This window comes from Desulfonatronospira thiodismutans ASO3-1, from assembly GCF_000174435.1.
GTDB lineage: Bacteria > Desulfobacterota > Desulfovibrionia > Desulfovibrionales > Desulfonatronovibrionaceae > Desulfonatronospira > Desulfonatronospira thiodismutans.
On the sequence record NZ_ACJN02000001.1, the window covers coordinates 1,082,160 to 1,097,635 of the forward strand.

Below are 15,476 nucleotides of genomic sequence, written 5' to 3' on the forward strand. Positions count from 1 at the left end.
TTTCCCGCACAAAATTACAGGTGCTAAATTTGTTGAATCTGCACAATTATTACATAGCAGGGACAGTCCCCTGGCCTTGTGCCATTGATCACCCCCCCCCCTGAATGGTCACGCTTTACCGGGTATAGAAATTCATAATTATGCCCGAAAAATCCTGTGGAATCCGATAGTTGCTTCAGTATTTGCCTGCAGGCCCCACCCTGTTCAAAACATATTCAATTGACAAAAACATGCAAATATTCTTAAGATTACGGTAAAGATACAGTCACAAAGTTTATATTGAAAAATGACAAGCTGTCAGACAGCGGCGACCTGATGCCTGGGCAGTTGATATACCAAAGCAGACATGACACATCCAGAAAGCGATATAAAAACCTTTATTCCATCCCGCACCGCTCTTGTTTACGCTGTTCTGGCCGGACTGTGGATCGGCCTTTCCGACCGGGCGGTGGCCCTGCTGGTGGACGACCCGCAGCTTCTGATCCAGGTGCAGACCTACAAAGGCTGGGCCTTTGTCCTGGTCACAGCAATCATCCTTTACTGTATCCTGAGACAGCAGGTCCTTTCCTGGGAAAAACGGACCCAGGACCTCATTGACCGCGAAAAACAGTATCACTTTCTGGTGGATAAGTCTCCGCTGCCCATCTTCATCCAGACCGGCGGCAGTTTTTCCTACCTCAACAGCCAGGCCCTGAATCTTTTTAGAGCCTCCTCCCAGGAACAAATGCTGGGCAAACCGGTAATTGATCATGTCCATCCGGATTTCAGGGAAAAGGTCAAACAAAGAATCCAGTCCCTGAACCGGGATAAGCAGGAGGTCCCTGCTTTGGAACAGGTATTTACTACGATTGACGGAAAAAACGTAGACGTCAATGTGCAGGCCGTACCTTTCAATTTTCAGGGACAGGACGGGGCCGGGGTCTTTGTGCAGGACATAACCGGACACAAAAAAAACCAGGAACAGCTGCGGGCCTGGCATGATCTGATGCAGTACATAATCCGCCATGACCCAAGTGCCATAGCCGTGCATGACCGGAATATGAACTATATCTATGTCAGCCAGAGATATCTGGATGATTACCAGGTAACACGGGATGTCATCGGCAGGCACCATTACGAGGTATTCCCGGAAATCCCTGACAAATGGCGGCAGGTGCATGCCAGGGCCCTGCAGGGAGAGGTCATCAGCTCTGACGACGACCATTTTATCCGGCCCGACGGCAGCATCGACTACACCCGATGGCAGTGCCGGCCCTGGTATAAAGCTGACGGATCCATCGGCGGAATAGTCCTTTATACCGAGGTGATAACCAGGCTTAAGCAGACTGAAATTCAGCTTAGAGAGCTGAACCAGAGCCTGGAACAGAAGGTGCGTGAACGTACCGCCCGCCTTGAAGAGCTGAACCGGGAACTGGAGGCCTTCAGTTATTCAGTTTCCCACGATCTGCGAGCTCCTTTGAGGAGTATTGACGGTTTCAGCCAGGCCCTTCTGGAAGACTGCCACGACCAGTTAGATGATGAGGGCAAAGATTATCTGCAAAGGGTACGCAGCGCCACCCAGCGCATGGGACACCTCATCGACGAAATGCTAAAACTCTCCAGGATTTCCAAAGCCGAACTAAAGCCTTTGCCAGTGGACCTCTCACAACTGGCCCGCAAAGTATGCACTGAACTTTCCCAGGAAAATCCTGACCACCACGTGGACATCCAGATTCAGGAGACACTGACAGCCCAGGCGGACCCGGCCCTTATGGAAATCCTTCTGGAAAACCTGCTCAGCAATGCCTGGAAGTTTACTAAGGACAATCCGGATGCCGCAATTGAAGTGGGCCAGAAAGTTCTGGATAGCCAGGAGGTGTTTTTCATAGCAGACAACGGGGCAGGGTTTGACATGCAGTACGCCCAACAACTTTTCGCTCCCTTCAAACGGCTGCACTCAGCTGACAAGTATCCCGGAACCGGCATAGGCCTGGCCACCTGCGCCCGGATAGTCAAAAAACACCAGGGTCGCATATGGGCCGATTCAGAACCGGAAAAAGGCACAACTTTTTTCTTTACTCTGGGCGGCGGGGAGAATTAGAGTAACCAGGAACTCAATCCAGGAAATATCAACGAGGCGGTATGCAGCAAAAAACCATTCTTCTGGTGGAGGACAACCCTGATGATGTCCTGTTGACTCAGAGGGCCCTTAAAAAGAACAATATTTCCAACGAACTTGTGGTGGCCAGAGACGGTGTAGAAGCCCTGGACTATCTCTTCGGCACCGGGGCCTGGCAGGGAAGAGACCTGAGTATCCAGCCGGTGGTGATACTGCTGGACCTGATGCTGCCGCGCCTTGACGGCATGGAGGTGTTGCGCCGTATCCGCGCCAGCGAGCTCACCAGTCTATTGCCTGTGGTAATACTCACCACTTCCAGGGAAGATCGGGACCGTCTGCAAACATACAGCCTGGGGGCCAACAGCTTTGTCCGCAAGCCGGTTGATTTTGAACAGTTTATTGAAGCAGTCCGCCAACTGGGTCTTTACTGGCTGGTTCTAAACGAACCACCTCCAGCCCCAAAGGAGGCATGATGTCTGAGTTGCGCGTTCTAATTGTTGAAGATTCTCATGACGATGTCCTTTTGATACTGAGAAATCTCAAAAAAGCAGGCTGGCAGGTTGCCCATGAAAATGTGCAGACTCAAGAGCACATGCGCCAGGCCCTGCAGTCCAGGCCCTGGGATCTCATTATCTCTGATCACGCCATGCCGGAAATGGATTCATTCAAGGCTCTGAACGTCCTTTATGAAAGCGGACTGGATCTGCCCTTCATCCTGGTCTCGGGCAGCATTGGCGAGGAAACCGCTGTGGAAGCCATGAAAGCCGGGGTCAACGACTACATCATGAAGGACAAGCTGGCCAGGCTGGCCCCGGCTGTCAGGCGCGAACTCAAAGAAGCCGAGAACCGCCGGGCGAAAAAAGAGGCCCACGAAGCCCTGGTGGCGGCCAAGGAGGCAGCAGAGGTGGCCAGCCGAGCCAAAAGTGAATTCCTGGCCAACATGAGCCACGAGATTCGCACTCCATTAAACGGCATTGTGGGCATGCTGCAGCTTCTCTCCTCCACCGGACTGGACACTGAGCAGGAGGAATACATCCGCCTGGGTCAATCAGCAGCTCAGCGCCTGACCAGGCTGCTCTCGGACATTCTGGACCTGTCCAGCATAGAGGCCGGCAGAATGTATATCCGGGAAAACCCCTTCAGCATCAGTCATGTATGCGAGTCCATTCATGACCTGTTCATAATTACTGCCAGGGAAAAGGGCATCCACTTTGATATTTCCCTGGACCCTCAGATACCCAAAAAAGTAATGGGAGATGCAACCAGGGTCAGCCAGATCCTTTTCAACCTGGTGGGCAACGCTTTCAAATTTACGGATCAAGGCAGTATCAGCCTGGACATCAGGCTTGCTGAGCAGGAGCAGGACAGACTTCTACTGCATATATCCGTGGCTGATACCGGCACCGGCATTCCCCCTGACAAAATAAATGAACTGTTTCAGCCCTTTACCCAGGCAGACGGATCATACACCCGCAAATACCAGGGGGCCGGCCTGGGCCTGGTGGTGGTGCAACGCCTGCTGGATCTGCTGGAAGGCCGAATTGAGGTTGACAGTATAGTTGGACAGGGTACCACTATGCATGTATCCATGCCCTTGAAAACCCTTCCAGAAGAGGATGCCGGTCTTCCCCTGCAAAAGGAGCAGGAACCCGGCCCGGGCAAAGCACTCAATATCCTGGTGGCTGAAGATGACCCCATGAACCAGATCTTTATCAAAAATCTGCTGACAAAAGAGGGGCATAATGTAAGCATGGCCAAAAACGGCCGGGAAGCGGTGGAGCTTGTGCAGGAACACAGTTTTGACTGTGTACTCATGGACATTCAGATGCCGGTCATGACCGGAGTAGAGGCCACACGGGAAATAAGAAACCTGGGGGGAAACGGTTCCATCAGAAATGTGCAGATACCCATAATTGCAGTCACCGCCCACACCCAGCCTGGAGACAGGGAAAAATTCCTGGACGCCGGCATGGACGACTACCTGGGCAAACCTGTAAGCCTGGAAGACTTCCGCAACGTATTCAGGAAATTTTTCGGACCAGGGGTGGTGCAGGGACTCAAGTCTTCAGGATAATAAGATGAATATGTATTTTGCTGTGTTTTTAATAGTTTTTCTGCTTGCAGGTCTGGCCTACAGTACCTACTCCTTCTCCCAGGGCAGATTTCTGGAAGGAATGTCCATATTTCCCTGGCTCATAGCCTGTTACTTTTTCGTCCAGGCCTGGGAAAGAAGAAACAGAAATGATGAAGAATAGATGCTTCTCTATGCCCTGGGGACTGTCCCCGCTATGTACTATCTTTGCAGGTTCACCCAACCTGGCGTTAGTCATATTTTAATTGTGCAGGAAAGGTGTCGCGGGGACTGTCCCCGGGCCGGCAGTCCCTGAATGCTTACCTGCCTTTGATGTAAATAATCTACCTCTGCCCTCCTTCCTGCTTCAAAGCACTCACTGCTGCCTTAGTCTTGTGGGACAGCAGCTGCCACTGGGCCCGGATGCCTTTTAGCACCGAATCCCAGGAGACCAGCTCATGGGATGCCCAGGTATCTTTTTGCACAAAGGACTTTATGACCCTCTCATAAAGCCCGGCCATGCTCTCGGCGCTGCTTTCCCGGGAAAAGGATGCAGCAGTTTTCAGGGCGTTTTGCATCCACTCCTGCTGCCTGCTTTTATCCCCGGCAAACTCCTCTAAAGCCCCGGCAAACTCATGCTCAGAGCTTTGAGCATCCAGAAGCCGTCCGTTTTCACCGTCTCTTACCACCTCGCGAGTTCCGGATGCATCAAGGGCGATCACCGGATTGCCCGCGGCCATGGCCTCGGCAAGGACCATGCCCTGGGTCTCGGTGGTGGAGGAGAAAACAAAGACATCCATGGCCCGGTAGGCATCGGCAAGGTCCTGCCCGGTCTTCTGACCTGCCAGGACCAGCCTGTCCAAGACACCTTTTTCCTGAAAAATATCGCGGATGTCCTCCCTGCTGGGTCCGTCTCCCACCACCACAAAGACCGCTCCGGGGTCTTTTTGCAGGTAAAGAGCAACTGCCCGGCTCAGGTATTCCAGATTTTTTTCCGGAGCCAGGCGGCCCACATGGCCTATGATCAGGCGTGCTTTTTCCAGGCCGCATTCTTCTTTGAAGGCCTGACCATCTCCAGCAGCGAAGAAATCCAGGTCCACTCCGGTGGGAATGACTTCTATGGGCGCTTTGACCCCCCTTTCCTCAAGCATCAGGGCTATGCTTTCACTCGGGGCCACTACCATGCTGCACATGTTGGCATACATCGTTGAAAGCTCTACCACAAAACGCTTCATTTTCTCCGAATTCAGGGGAACATAGTGAGTATAGCGCTCATACAGGGTATGATGGGTAAAGACTAAGGGCAGGTCATGCTGCATGGCCATGCGCAGGGCGGAATCTCCCATTAAATAAGGATGGTGACTGTGGATTATATCCGGGCGGAACTTCTCCAGTTGCCTGTTGATGGTAAAAGGCAGCGGCAGACGCACGGAAAAGTCGCTGCCGTTAAAATTCTGCAGGGCCGGCACCCGCAGAACCCGGCCCTCTTCCTCGACCCCCGGAGACAACCCCGGAAACGTGGGAGCGATGACCAGCACCTCATGGCCCATTTTGCGCAGATCCTGTGCAAAGAAATCCACCGATCTGGCCACCCCGCCCACATGGGGAAGGTAAGTATTGGTAAACATGCATATTTTCATGCTGCGTCCATTATTATAGTGTTCACAATAGCCTGTGCTGCCAGAAAAGTTTTGTCTTTTGTCTGTCTGGACATTCCATCAAACCTGAAGTGTGATTCGTACAGCACGCTGGATTTACTGCATATTTCTTGAAAACCAGTTACCGGGACGGGTTCATCACATAACAATCTGAAATTACTAATTTTTAATTAACATATTAACATACTAACAATTAACTGATAACTGTTAACTCTTTGCCCCTATACCGGCAGAAGCTGCACAGGCCGGTCAAGGTCCGTAGTGCGTACTTCTTCAAAACCAGGCACAGCAATGGTGATATCGGGAAGACCATCTTTCCATGTGCCCTGTACCGACGCAAAATACTGCCCTTCTTCCCTGTAAAGTGCAAGATCCACTGTTCCATAAGCAGTGGGAGCCGGACCAAAAGAAACCTCCTGTCCGGATGTTATCCATTCAGGGAAAACCCCGGAAAAAAGCACAAGACCGCCCTCTTCCTCCCGGACAAACATATTGCGCATCATCATTATCCATTCCGCTGCAGCCCAGCCGTGCTGCCCGTCGCCCATGCAGCCCCCTGCAGTAATGGGATGTATGGCTTCGGGCCACTGCCCCGTGGGCGAGGCCATGTCAGCTACAGCCTCCACCAGGTCCCTGAACCCCGGCTCCTTGTGGCGCAGCAGGGTCTGGGCGATATCCAGGGTCAGGTAGGCGTTTATTCCGGAGTGGATCATATCCTGGAAAAATCCGCCCCGGTGAAAGCAGTTCTGCATGAGAAACCTGGCCGTATTGAGTATTTCAGTACTGCCCACCGGGTACAGCTGCAAAGGATAGTCCGCAACCAGCGAGCCAATGGCCCCGGCATCCATGCGCCGGTTGGGAGAGGCAGGGATCGCTCCCTGTTTTCTACGTTCCGGGATGGAAGCTATACTCTTTTGTATATCCCGGTGATAACTGTCCGCGATCCGGGATATATATCCGGCCAGCCTCTCATCCCCGCCCTTTTGTGCAATCCGGGCTGCTACGCGCAGTCCTGCCAGGCTCCAGAAGTTGTCCCAGTAATAATAATCATTGGGGCCCAGGTGTTCAGCGCTGAATCCTGCCGGAAGCAGCCCGGCATGCAACTGGTTTTTTGCACTGGTCATTCTTTTTCTGTCTATCCACTTAACCGCCTTTTCCATGGCCTTCCACCAGTCCCTGCTGATCCTGCCCCCGGTAAAGTCCTGGTACCGGCCCATGATCCAAAGCACCTGACCATTGGAATCCCACTCCCCTTCCTGGGAATGAAAATAGCCGCTATACTTCTGTCTCCCGGGAAAGCGATCCATCTGTACTTCAATACGTTCATCCAGCCCCAGGGCCAGCATGGCATTAAGCATGAGGCATGCGTCACGAAACCAGAAACGCTTGTATGTATAAGGCCCGGGAACTACATCATCAGCCGATAGAAGCAAAATAGAACGAACAGCTGCGTCATATATAAACTGCATTTTTTTATCCGGAACATTCAAGGCTGCAGTGCCCTGCACCGATCGTTTCCAGGCTTCCCTGGAACTTGAAATGCGACCTGTTGTTCCGGCTTTTTCGCCCCCCAGGGGCACGGATATGTCCAGTTCCTGTTCAACACCTGGCTGCAGGCGGTAAAGGGCCGCACCCGTGGCCATGCCGGTGGGGCATTTGACCTTGTAAGACTCCTGCATGTCATTTTCCTGGATTCCATGCAAAACATCGCCTTCCAGGTAATTTGCGTGCAGGATTTTTTCAGGCTGCCTTTCAAGAAAAACCGTATAATCGCCGTTTATAAGCCAGCTGCAGGATTTTTCCCGAAACTCCAGTTTCTCCACAAACTGCACACCTTCAGGATTATAGGGACGGATACTCACCGCCAGCCAGGCATTGTCGCTGCTTTCGGCATTTATTCTGATTCTGGCCCGGGGAGCATTTTCTTCCACCTCTACCCGGGTTGTGCTGCGCAAATCCCTGCCCTGCCGTCTGACCTGTGTAGCCACCTCCAGGTCGGACTCCAGGCGCAACTCCTGGTCTGCCTGCTGAGCCCTGGAGGGCAGCAGATGCTCTCCGTCTTTATCCACAATCCAGAAGTCCAGGGACCAGCCGTCAATGTGCGGGGTGACAAGGCCCCTGGGGTCCACAATGGGATAAAGGGGCAGATCCGGGTGGCCCACAGCTGTCCAGTTGCGGTGAGTGAGGTTGACGTGAGTGATGGAAAAGGCCCGGGGAATAAACGAAGAATCGTCGGGGTTGAACTGCTTTTGCACCCAGAAAGGCCAGACCCAGTCCAGGTTGTGTTGAATGGCCCTGGTGTTTATAAGCCCCCGGGCATGAAAAATTATGCCCGCACGCAAGAGTTCAATAGGCTCATTCACCTCCGAGGGCTGGGAGAATCTACGCATTCGGGCCATGAGCCTTATGGGATCGATGATGCCGTAGCTTCTGGCGGCCCGCCTTACAAAATATTTCCAGGGAAGCCAGCGTAAAATAAGCGCCTCCTTTGTTTTTTCAGAATCATTCCTGCTTGCATACAGCGCACGTAACCATTCCATGAACTGTTTCTGTCGGTTCTGTAAAAATAAGTATTTTCAGGCACTCCATGCAAGAGCTTTTTGGCAGCCGAACCAGACAGATCAGGATCTGCAATATCATGCTGTTACCCTGAATCCGTGAAGTATACTTTTTTCGACATATATCCTTGCAGGCTCCGGGGTTTGGCAAAAAGGCCGTCCCGCACTTACTTTTGCGATTTCTGCCCAACTTTCAAATCAAGATTTGCCAGAAAGTAAGTGCGGGATCTGAGCGACTTAGGCAGACTTAATCAAAATCCTTTAATTATCTGATTTAACTTGTATAAGTATTTTGAAGTTCATGCAGCATGTTAGACCGGGCAAGGCCCGGATTTTGATTTAGTCTGCCTTGGAGTGAGTTTTTGCGGCCTTTTTGACAAATTTCGGAGCCTGCTTTCACGGATTCAGGTGCTACCTTAAAAATTTTGTGAACCTATCCAATCCGGCCTTGCACAACAAGTGCAATCAATTGCACTACCACTTTGATCTGACTGCACCTTTACTGTTAACATACTGAAATATAAACATTATTTTTTTGGCATCACCCTTGCAAATATCTAATCAAATTCAATTTTAACACAGGAGGTTTTTATGTCAGGAAAAGTTTACACAGGATTTGCAGTTGCTTTGTTGGCGGTTCTTCTTTTGGCTTCGGCAGCTATGGCCCAGCAGCAGGGCAGATGGTCCGATGAGGCCAGACCGGGAGCGGCATGGTCCCAGCTGGACGAAGAACAGCAGCAGGAACTCTGGGAGCAGAGAAAGGCTTACCAGGAAAAGGTATACCCAGTTAGGCAGATGAAAAAGGCCAGAAATGCCGAACTAAACGCTGAACTGGCTTCCCAGGATCCGGATCAGGGCAGGATAGAGGAGCTTAAGAGCGAACTGATCCAACTGAACCAGGAGCTTTTTGAAACCCGCCTGGAGCACAGGATTGAACACAGGCAGGAATATGGTGCATGCCCGGGCATGAGGGGTGAATTGAGAAGCCAAGGACCCCGGGACCGGGGTGACAGAGGTCAGGGAGCCAGAGGCCAGGGCGGCCAGGGACGCGGCTGGTAAGGTAAAATAAACTGACCCAAAAAGGGCGGCAACAGGTTTGCCGCCCTTTTTTTTGTCAAACCACTCTTTATCCCGACTGTACAGCCGGATGCTCCTGGCCCTTAACCTGTTTTGAAGCATCTTCATGCACCCCGAACTGCAGGGCATTGGTGGGACAGGCACCTACACAGCGCATGCAGCGCATGCAGCTGGTTGAGACCTGTGCAGGCTCTTTTCTGTCTTTGACCTGTGCGATGGCCGGTTCCAGGATACCGCCCAGGGGGCACTGCCTGGCGCAGGTATGACAACTCTTGCAACTGGTATCTATACGCATCTGGTAACGCCCCTTTTTACCAATGAGAGCGCCCAGAACGCCCCAGGGGCATATATGCGAGCAAAAACTCCTGGGATGATACAGGCCTCCAAGTATTGTGGCCAGGCTGACCTGCACTCCCATCATGCCGATGGGCACCAGCCAGACCCAGGCCGAGCCCTGCACATTCCAGTGCACAAAGGCAAACGCGGTTAAAAAAACAAAAGTAAACCCATAGCCAAACCACCTGTGGTTCAATATCCCCGGCAGTTTTCTATAACGCGAAAACCTGCTCACCCCGTGATCTATCCAGGCACCGTTGGGGCAGATCCATCCGCAGAAGACCCGGCCGGCAAATAAAGCCGCCAGGAGAGCCCCCAGAACAAAAAGGATATTAAAATAATAAACGCCAAGCCCCAAAAGCAGCGCCGACAGAAGCACCGCAAAAAGCTGGGTGGTGTTGCGGACGTTTTGAAACATGGATTTGGCCTGGGTGCAGGCCGTGCCTTTGGATTGCTTGTCTGCTTTACTCATATTTATCTCCTTTTAATTTTTCATGCTGAACAAAAAGTTTTCTGTCCTCTGCTATCTGGTCTCCGGGCTTATCGTTCCAGCTGCAGTCCATGCATCTTCCACTCGTGTACTCCGTCCCTGATGCGTACAGCTTCAAAACCCTTTGAACGAAGAAGCTCTACAGCCCTGCTGGCCAGCAGGCAGTAAGGACCACGGCAGTAGGCCACAATTTTGTTTTCCGGCGATATTTCCTGAATACGCTCTTCCAGTTCATTCAGGGGAACAGAAACTGCTCCGGGGATATGCCCGGCAGCGTATTCCTGGGCAGGGCGCACATCTAAGACAGTGATGCTTCCCTCCCTGGCCCGCTGCATGAGAAGAGATCTGTCCACCTCTTCTAAGTAGGGATCGTTTTCTGCAACCTTGCGCATTAAACGCTCAAAATCGGCCAGCCTGGCCTCAGCCAGACTGCACATGGTCTGGAAAAACTCACACACCTTCTGGTCCCCCACACTGTAAATCACCTGTTTGCCTTGTTTTTCCACCTCTACAAGCTGAGCCTGCCTGAGTACCTGCAGATGCCTGGAAGCATTGGCAACACTCAACCCTGACTCACAGGCCAGTACCTCCACGCTCCTGGGGCCCTGCCGCAGAAGATCCAGCAGCTCAAGCCTTTTGGGGCTGGAAATGGCCTTTCCCACCCTGGCCAGCTGCTCGTAAATCCTGTCTTTGGTCTCTACCGTATCTTCCATGCAACCCTCCCGGCACAAAATTAAACATTCAATTGATCGATTGAATATTTTAAGAAAGCTTGCTTGTCAAGCAAAAAAACCTGAGACTTAAACTATTGCTGATGGTCATGGAAAAACAAAAAATCAAGGCGGGTGAAAATCCGGTTGACATCCGGCAGATGAAGTCGTAATAATTTATTTTTTACGGGATGTAGCGCAGTCTGGGAGCGCACCTGAATGGGGTTCAGGGGGTCGCAGGTTCAAATCCTGCCATCCCGACCAGAGATATCAAGGGGTTACGGTGAAAATCGTAACCCCATTTTTTGTGGATTTAGGATTTGTCCCCGCTTTGTCCCCAAAAAAATTCACACGGCTCTCTGCGCATCATGTCTTTTTTTTTATCGTTTCCCCCTCTTATGTAGCATATGTTGCTCCAAGACTTCGGCATTTTTTGCCTCTAAACGTTATGTAGCCGAAAGCGTTTGAACCCGTACCTTACCCTGGGTTTTGGCTTAGAGGGGCCTCTACGGGGCTCCTGTGGCCTTTAATGGGCACTCAAACTTTGCTTGTTTGCCCCAGATAGCTTGATAGCTCCCGGGAAATCTGCCAGATCTTCACTTTATTCCTATTGAAAACTTACCAAAAATCTTTTATTCGAGACCCACTCCCTACCATAAATAACACCAGGAGGCGGTAATGCCTGAAAACGGCGGTGACCCTAAGACCCAAGCAGTTACTTGGGATGAAATTGCCTACTCAAATATGATTCAGCACGAGGCTCTGATCTCCCTGCTTCTGGAAAAGGGAGTAATCACCAAAGAAGAATACCTGGACAGGGTCAGACAGATCACCGAGGAGCTCCAGGACAGGAAAAAAGGTCAGTAAGGTTTTTATGTCCCATCCAGCTCGCAGATCAATACGCCTTCCCGCAGTTGTAATTCTTGTTGTCCTGACAGCAGTTATTGCTGCCTTGGTCACTCTCCTGGTTGCCAGACTTTGGATATTCCAGCCCGAAGTCTCTCCCGTGGTGCTGGATTCTCAGGAACAGGCTGAATTAGATCAAAAAGTGAAAGCCCTTACTGACAAATCCCAACTCTACGATGAAAGACCCGATGACCGGGTAATCTACCTCACCGAACGTGAGCTCAATGCCATAGTCGCCAGAGACCCGGACCTTGCCAACCGAGCATCTTTCAGTCTCTCTGAAGAAACAATATCAGCGATCCTGCTTGTTGATATGCCTGAGGATGTGCCTGGCATTGGCGGGCAAACTGTGGAGATATCTGCAGGCCTCCGTGTCGGGCATGCAGACGGAAGACCAACTGTTATCCTTGAAGGAATCAGTGTGATGGGCGTGCCCATACCTTCGGCCTGGCTGGGAGGCTGGAAGGGAAAGGATCTGGTCCAGGCTGATGGCCCAGGCGGTGGAGTGTGGGATATATTCAGTGAAGGAGTTAAAGACCTGCGGGTAGAGGATGGCAGACTTAGGATTGAACTGGAAGAGTGATATGCTGCAGCGCAAAATATTCGAAAAGATAGTCTCCGGCGGCCAGACCGGTGCCGATCAAGGTGCTCTGGATGCTGCTCTTGAGTTAGAATATTCTTGCGGAGGCTGGTGTCCCAAAGCCAGAAAATCTGAAGCTGGCCCTATACCTGCGAAATACCCTCTTCGGGAGCATTCTTCGTCTGAGTACAAGAGCCGAACAGAAGCCAATGTGATGGATTCTGACGGCACTCTGATATTTTTTTACGGTGAGCCAGAAGGTGGAACAGCGCTGACAGTCAAGCTGGCCCAGAAACACGGCAGACCATATTATCTTTTTGATCTGGACAATCATGCCCTGAATCAGGACCCGGAGATTATCTGGAAATGGGGGCTTGACCACAATGTTTATACCCTGAACGTGGCTGGTCCCAGGGAGAGCAAAAATCCAGGCACACAAGTACTGGTCAAAACTGCGATGATGCTGCTGCTGGAACATGCCAAGAAATGCTATCCAGTTGTAGAGGAGCAGTGATTTTGCTTAGCTAACCTAGGCTTTTTCGTCTGGCATAAGTATCCAGGCTCCTACATTATCAAATGCCGCAGCCTTGTCAAAAAATGGAGCTAACTCATAGTTTCTTGAATAAAGATTCCAGTTACATGCAAAAGGAGAGCTTATGAAAGAAGAAGAAAAAGAAGACAAATGGCGGAAATGGCTCGCAATGCAAAATAAAGATGAAATCGCATTGTGGTATAAAGCCACGGATTTTGAAGAGAAATACTTTGGCGATATGAATCTGGATGATTTTGAAGAAGAACTGAGTGGAAAAGAAACGTGGATTGGCGGTAAATGGGTAAAAGTTAAGCGTGATTTTTATACCGAGTTTGGCATTACATTGGGAAGGTGGCGTTTTATCATTGTCAAAAAGCCAAAGGGTTATGCTGGAAAATGTTTTCCCAAAAGCTGTACTATAAAGATTGCGGAAGAATATAAAGACAACGATATAGTTCTTCTTCATGAAATGATTCATGCTTTTGAATGTATGCTTTTTAAGCATGAATTCTTTTTCCAATATGTTTTAATAAAACTTTACAAAAAGCTGTCAGAGCAAGTGCCTAATCTCGATGAGCTATTAATGTTTGATCAGCATGTAGACAGTATTGTTCACAGCCCACTTTTTTGCTTGAAGTCGATTGATCTAGACTTAAGGCTCAATCAAGAAATAGGAACCACTTATGCTTACGAAAGAGAAGAGTTGTTTAGACCCGATAATGGCGAGGAAGGTAACTTTGATACCTTAGACTTAGATAAAATGAAAGTCTTAATGGCGAAAAAGTATTTCGGTGAAAAATAATTGTCTCATATAATATCTATTTTGAGCTCGCGGGAAAATGTTGTGCTTGGTCAAAAGACCTTTCTTTCCGCCATCCTTCTTTTCTTGCTGGCTTTCTTTTCCCCACCAGCACACTCCCAGATCACCGTCACTGCTATTGACGTTGGCCAGGGGGATTGTGTCTTGATTCAGTCAGATACCCATAAAATCCTGATTGATGCCGGCTGGGGCTACAATGACGTAGCTGACTATCTGGCCGGCAGGGATATATTCCGTATAGACAAGGTGGTGGCTACCCACGGCCACGCAGACCATATCGGGGGACTGGTTGGGGTTTTGCAGCGAAAGGACGTGGATAAAGTACTGTATAACGGTCAGACACATACTACGAACACATTTGAGAAATTCATTGATGCCATAGCTGAATCCGAGGCAGCCTACCACGAGCCATCCAGAGGGGAATCTTTTGAGCTTGGAGACATGACCTTGAAAATCCTGCACCCGGAAAGGTCCGCAGCTGATTACGAGGGTCATCTGCACGATATGAATATTGTGGTCCGGATTGAATACGGAGATTTTGCTGCGATAACCTCCGGAGATATTGAGCAGGATAGAGAGCTGGAGATCCTGGAGTCGGGAGTGGATGTCTCAGCCCAGGTCTTGGAGCTGGGCCATCATGGCTCCAGCACATCCAGCCACCCTGACTGGATAGAAGCTGTGGACCCTGAACTTGCTATATGGCAGGCTGGCGAGGATAATCAGTATGGGCATCCACATGACGAAACGCTGTCCACCCTGGAACGACTGGGAATAGAAACCATAGGCACCGCTACACACGGAACCATAACCATCACGGCCCAAAGTGACGGAAGTTTTGAGGTTGAGAGCCAGAGAGTGCCATAAGAAAAATCTGCTCAACCACAAGACTATTGTGTTGACCTCAACCAGGCAGACAAATCAGAACTTACTCAGATTATTCATATTGGCGAAAGCCGTGCTCAAGCTATAAAACAGGGTCGCTTGGCAAAATGTCGGGGGGTTACTGAAATTAGGGGGATCGGTCAGGGTCGACTTCTGGATATCAAAGAACAAGGACTGGTTTGTGAGTAAGCAGTATGTCGTCATAGACGTGATATCAACTGATATGGCAACGCTTTTGATTGGTGAGGAAGAAAAGGAGTGGGTAGTAAGGGTGGATGAACTGCCTGAGGGCTCCAAGGAAGGTGACTGGTTGATACTGGATGATACGGGCAATTTATTACCTGCGCCTGAGAAGACCACGGAGAGAAGGCATAAGATTCGGAGCAAGCTGGAAAGGTTAAGAACATCATACAAGCAATAGCTGCATCTTTACCTTGTTATTAATTTAAGGTTTCGTAAAGAAGGGGATTAACATGGAAGAATTATTTTTAAGTGCTTCCGTAATTATAGTTTTATTAATAGTTCTATTAGCCCTATTGATAGCCATTTTAATAGCTCCATTGTTAATATGGAGAAACACAAACAGAACGAATAGGTTGTTAGTTTTAATTGCTCTACAGTCTGGAGTACCCCCCAAGCATGTAAAAGAAGTTTATAGAATGCCAGGGTCTGACATGTCATCAGTTTTTAATAAACTGGAAATTGACAACGATTTTTCTTTCAAAAAATGATTGTGTTTAAGTTAAATAAATTATGCA

Annotated in this window: 16 protein-coding genes and 1 tRNA gene; 13 read left to right on the forward strand and 4 right to left on the reverse strand. The window is 50.1% G+C overall.

Annotated elements, in window-relative coordinates; translation table 11 throughout:
• Window positions 1-346: 346 nt before the first annotated feature.
• From DTHIO_RS19530 to DTHIO_RS21815, 4 genes are read left to right on the forward strand one after another with little or no spacing between them, the layout of a single operon-like run.
• Window positions 347-2,080, forward strand: a complete 1,734-nt coding sequence (locus tag DTHIO_RS19530) for a PAS domain-containing sensor histidine kinase (protein WP_008869248.1) — start codon at window positions 347-349, stop codon at window positions 2,078-2,080.
• A gap of 41 nt (window positions 2,081-2,121) precedes the next feature.
• The gene (locus DTHIO_RS04935; RefSeq protein WP_008869249.1) at window positions 2,122-2,571 is read left to right on the forward strand and encodes a response regulator; all 450 of its coding nucleotides are present in this window, start codon (window positions 2,122-2,124) and stop codon (window positions 2,569-2,571) included.
• Window positions 2,571-4,172, forward strand: coding sequence for a response regulator (locus DTHIO_RS04940; protein ID WP_008869250.1), 1,602 nt, complete (start codon window positions 2,571-2,573; stop codon window positions 4,170-4,172). The genes DTHIO_RS04935 and DTHIO_RS04940 overlap by 1 nt, the downstream gene beginning before the upstream one ends.
• A 4-nt stretch (window positions 4,173-4,176) precedes the next feature.
• A complete protein-coding gene (locus tag DTHIO_RS21815) occupies window positions 4,177-4,353 on the forward strand; it encodes a hypothetical protein (protein ID WP_008869251.1) in 177 nt (58 codons plus the stop codon).
• A 160-nt stretch (window positions 4,354-4,513) separates the two neighbouring features.
• Here the strand turns inward: DTHIO_RS21815 and DTHIO_RS04945 are convergent, their stop codons facing one another.
• Both DTHIO_RS04945 and DTHIO_RS04950 read right to left on the reverse strand, forming a co-directional pair.
• Window positions 4,514-5,797, reverse strand: coding sequence for a glycosyltransferase (locus DTHIO_RS04945; RefSeq protein WP_244156313.1), 1,284 nt, complete (start codon window positions 5,795-5,797; stop codon window positions 4,514-4,516).
• Between the two features lie 251 nt (window positions 5,798-6,048).
• Complete coding sequence (locus tag DTHIO_RS04950) at window positions 6,049-8,367, reverse strand: hypothetical protein (protein WP_008869253.1); 2,319 nt, start codon at window positions 8,365-8,367, stop codon at window positions 6,049-6,051.
• 609 nt (window positions 8,368-8,976) lie between these two features.
• Here DTHIO_RS04950 and DTHIO_RS04955 point away from each other — a divergent pair.
• A complete protein-coding gene (locus tag DTHIO_RS04955) occupies window positions 8,977-9,444 on the forward strand; it encodes a periplasmic heavy metal sensor (RefSeq protein ID WP_008869254.1) in 468 nt (155 codons plus the stop codon).
• A gap of 67 nt (window positions 9,445-9,511) precedes the next feature.
• Here DTHIO_RS04955 and DTHIO_RS04960 read toward each other — a convergent pair whose 3' ends face one another.
• The gene (locus tag DTHIO_RS04960; RefSeq protein ID WP_008869255.1) at window positions 9,512-10,270 is read right to left on the reverse strand and encodes a 4Fe-4S binding protein; all 759 of its coding nucleotides are present in this window, start codon (window positions 10,268-10,270) and stop codon (window positions 9,512-9,514) included.
• Window positions 10,271-10,338: 68 nt separating this feature from the next.
• Window positions 10,339-11,001 carry an ArsR/SmtB family transcription factor gene (locus DTHIO_RS04965; RefSeq protein WP_008869256.1) on the reverse strand — a complete coding sequence of 221 codons (663 nt, stop codon included), beginning with the start codon at window positions 10,999-11,001 and terminating at the stop codon, window positions 10,339-10,341.
• A 184-nt stretch (window positions 11,002-11,185) separates the two neighbouring features.
• Between DTHIO_RS04965 and DTHIO_RS04970 the strand changes: the two genes are divergently transcribed.
• The 8 genes from DTHIO_RS04970 (at window position 11,186) to DTHIO_RS05005 (ending at window position 15,449) form a co-directional block, all read left to right on the forward strand.
• A tRNA-Pro gene (locus tag DTHIO_RS04970) sits at window positions 11,186-11,262 on the forward strand.
• A gap of 414 nt (window positions 11,263-11,676) precedes the next feature.
• Window positions 11,677-11,865, forward strand: a complete 189-nt coding sequence (locus DTHIO_RS04975; RefSeq protein ID WP_008869257.1) for a hypothetical protein — start codon at window positions 11,677-11,679, stop codon at window positions 11,863-11,865.
• A 7-nt stretch (window positions 11,866-11,872) separates the two neighbouring features.
• Window positions 11,873-12,487 carry a hypothetical protein gene (locus DTHIO_RS04980; RefSeq protein WP_008869258.1) on the forward strand — a complete coding sequence of 205 codons (615 nt, stop codon included), beginning with the start codon at window positions 11,873-11,875 and terminating at the stop codon, window positions 12,485-12,487.
• 1 nt (window position 12,488) lies between these two features.
• Window positions 12,489-12,998 carry a putative molybdenum carrier protein gene (locus DTHIO_RS04985; RefSeq protein WP_008869259.1) on the forward strand — a complete coding sequence of 170 codons (510 nt, stop codon included), beginning with the start codon at window positions 12,489-12,491 and terminating at the stop codon, window positions 12,996-12,998.
• 142 nt (window positions 12,999-13,140) lie between these two features.
• Window positions 13,141-13,818, forward strand: a complete 678-nt coding sequence (locus tag DTHIO_RS04990; protein WP_008869260.1) for a SprT family zinc-dependent metalloprotease — start codon at window positions 13,141-13,143, stop codon at window positions 13,816-13,818.
• A gap of 42 nt (window positions 13,819-13,860) precedes the next feature.
• Window positions 13,861-14,700 carry a ComEC/Rec2 family competence protein gene (locus tag DTHIO_RS04995; protein ID WP_008869261.1) on the forward strand — a complete coding sequence of 280 codons (840 nt, stop codon included), beginning with the start codon at window positions 13,861-13,863 and terminating at the stop codon, window positions 14,698-14,700.
• 199 nt (window positions 14,701-14,899) lie between these two features.
• Entirely contained in the window at window positions 14,900-15,139 is a 240-nt protein-coding gene (locus DTHIO_RS05000) for a DUF3006 domain-containing protein (RefSeq protein WP_008869262.1), read from the forward strand.
• 52 nt (window positions 15,140-15,191) lie between these two features.
• Entirely contained in the window at window positions 15,192-15,449 is a 258-nt protein-coding gene (locus tag DTHIO_RS05005; RefSeq protein WP_008869263.1) for a hypothetical protein, read from the forward strand.
• The last annotated feature ends 27 nt before the right edge of the window (window positions 15,450-15,476 follow it).

Bases quoted from the DNA above. Each gene is read 5' to 3' on its own strand.
- DTHIO_RS04955 (WP_008869254.1), top strand. From the start codon at position 8,977: ATGTCAGGAAAAGTTTACACAGGATTTGCAGTTGCTTTGTTGGCGGTT.
- DTHIO_RS04945 (WP_244156313.1), bottom strand. From the start codon at position 5,797: ATGTTTACCAATACTTACCTTCCCCATGTGGGCGGGGTGGCCAGATCG.
- DTHIO_RS04985 (WP_008869259.1), top strand. From the start codon at position 12,489: ATGCTGCAGCGCAAAATATTCGAAAAGATAGTCTCCGGCGGCCAGACC.
- DTHIO_RS19530 (WP_008869248.1), top strand. From the start codon at position 347: ATGACACATCCAGAAAGCGATATAAAAACCTTTATTCCATCCCGCACC.
- DTHIO_RS04990 (WP_008869260.1), top strand. From the start codon at position 13,141: ATGAAAGAAGAAGAAAAAGAAGACAAATGGCGGAAATGGCTCGCAATG.
- DTHIO_RS21815 (WP_008869251.1), top strand. From the start codon at position 4,177: ATGAATATGTATTTTGCTGTGTTTTTAATAGTTTTTCTGCTTGCAGGT.
- DTHIO_RS04965 (WP_008869256.1), bottom strand. From the start codon at position 11,001: ATGGAAGATACGGTAGAGACCAAAGACAGGATTTACGAGCAGCTGGCC.
- DTHIO_RS04935 (WP_008869249.1), top strand. From the start codon at position 2,122: ATGCAGCAAAAAACCATTCTTCTGGTGGAGGACAACCCTGATGATGTC.
- DTHIO_RS04960 (WP_008869255.1), bottom strand. From the start codon at position 10,270: ATGAGTAAAGCAGACAAGCAATCCAAAGGCACGGCCTGCACCCAGGCC.
- DTHIO_RS04940 (WP_008869250.1), top strand. From the start codon at position 2,571: ATGTCTGAGTTGCGCGTTCTAATTGTTGAAGATTCTCATGACGATGTC.
- DTHIO_RS04975 (WP_008869257.1), top strand. From the start codon at position 11,677: ATGCCTGAAAACGGCGGTGACCCTAAGACCCAAGCAGTTACTTGGGAT.
- DTHIO_RS04950 (WP_008869253.1), bottom strand. From the start codon at position 8,367: ATGGAATGGTTACGTGCGCTGTATGCAAGCAGGAATGATTCTGAAAAA.
- DTHIO_RS04980 (WP_008869258.1), top strand. From the start codon at position 11,873: ATGTCCCATCCAGCTCGCAGATCAATACGCCTTCCCGCAGTTGTAATT.
- DTHIO_RS05005 (WP_008869263.1), top strand. From the start codon at position 15,192: ATGGAAGAATTATTTTTAAGTGCTTCCGTAATTATAGTTTTATTAATA.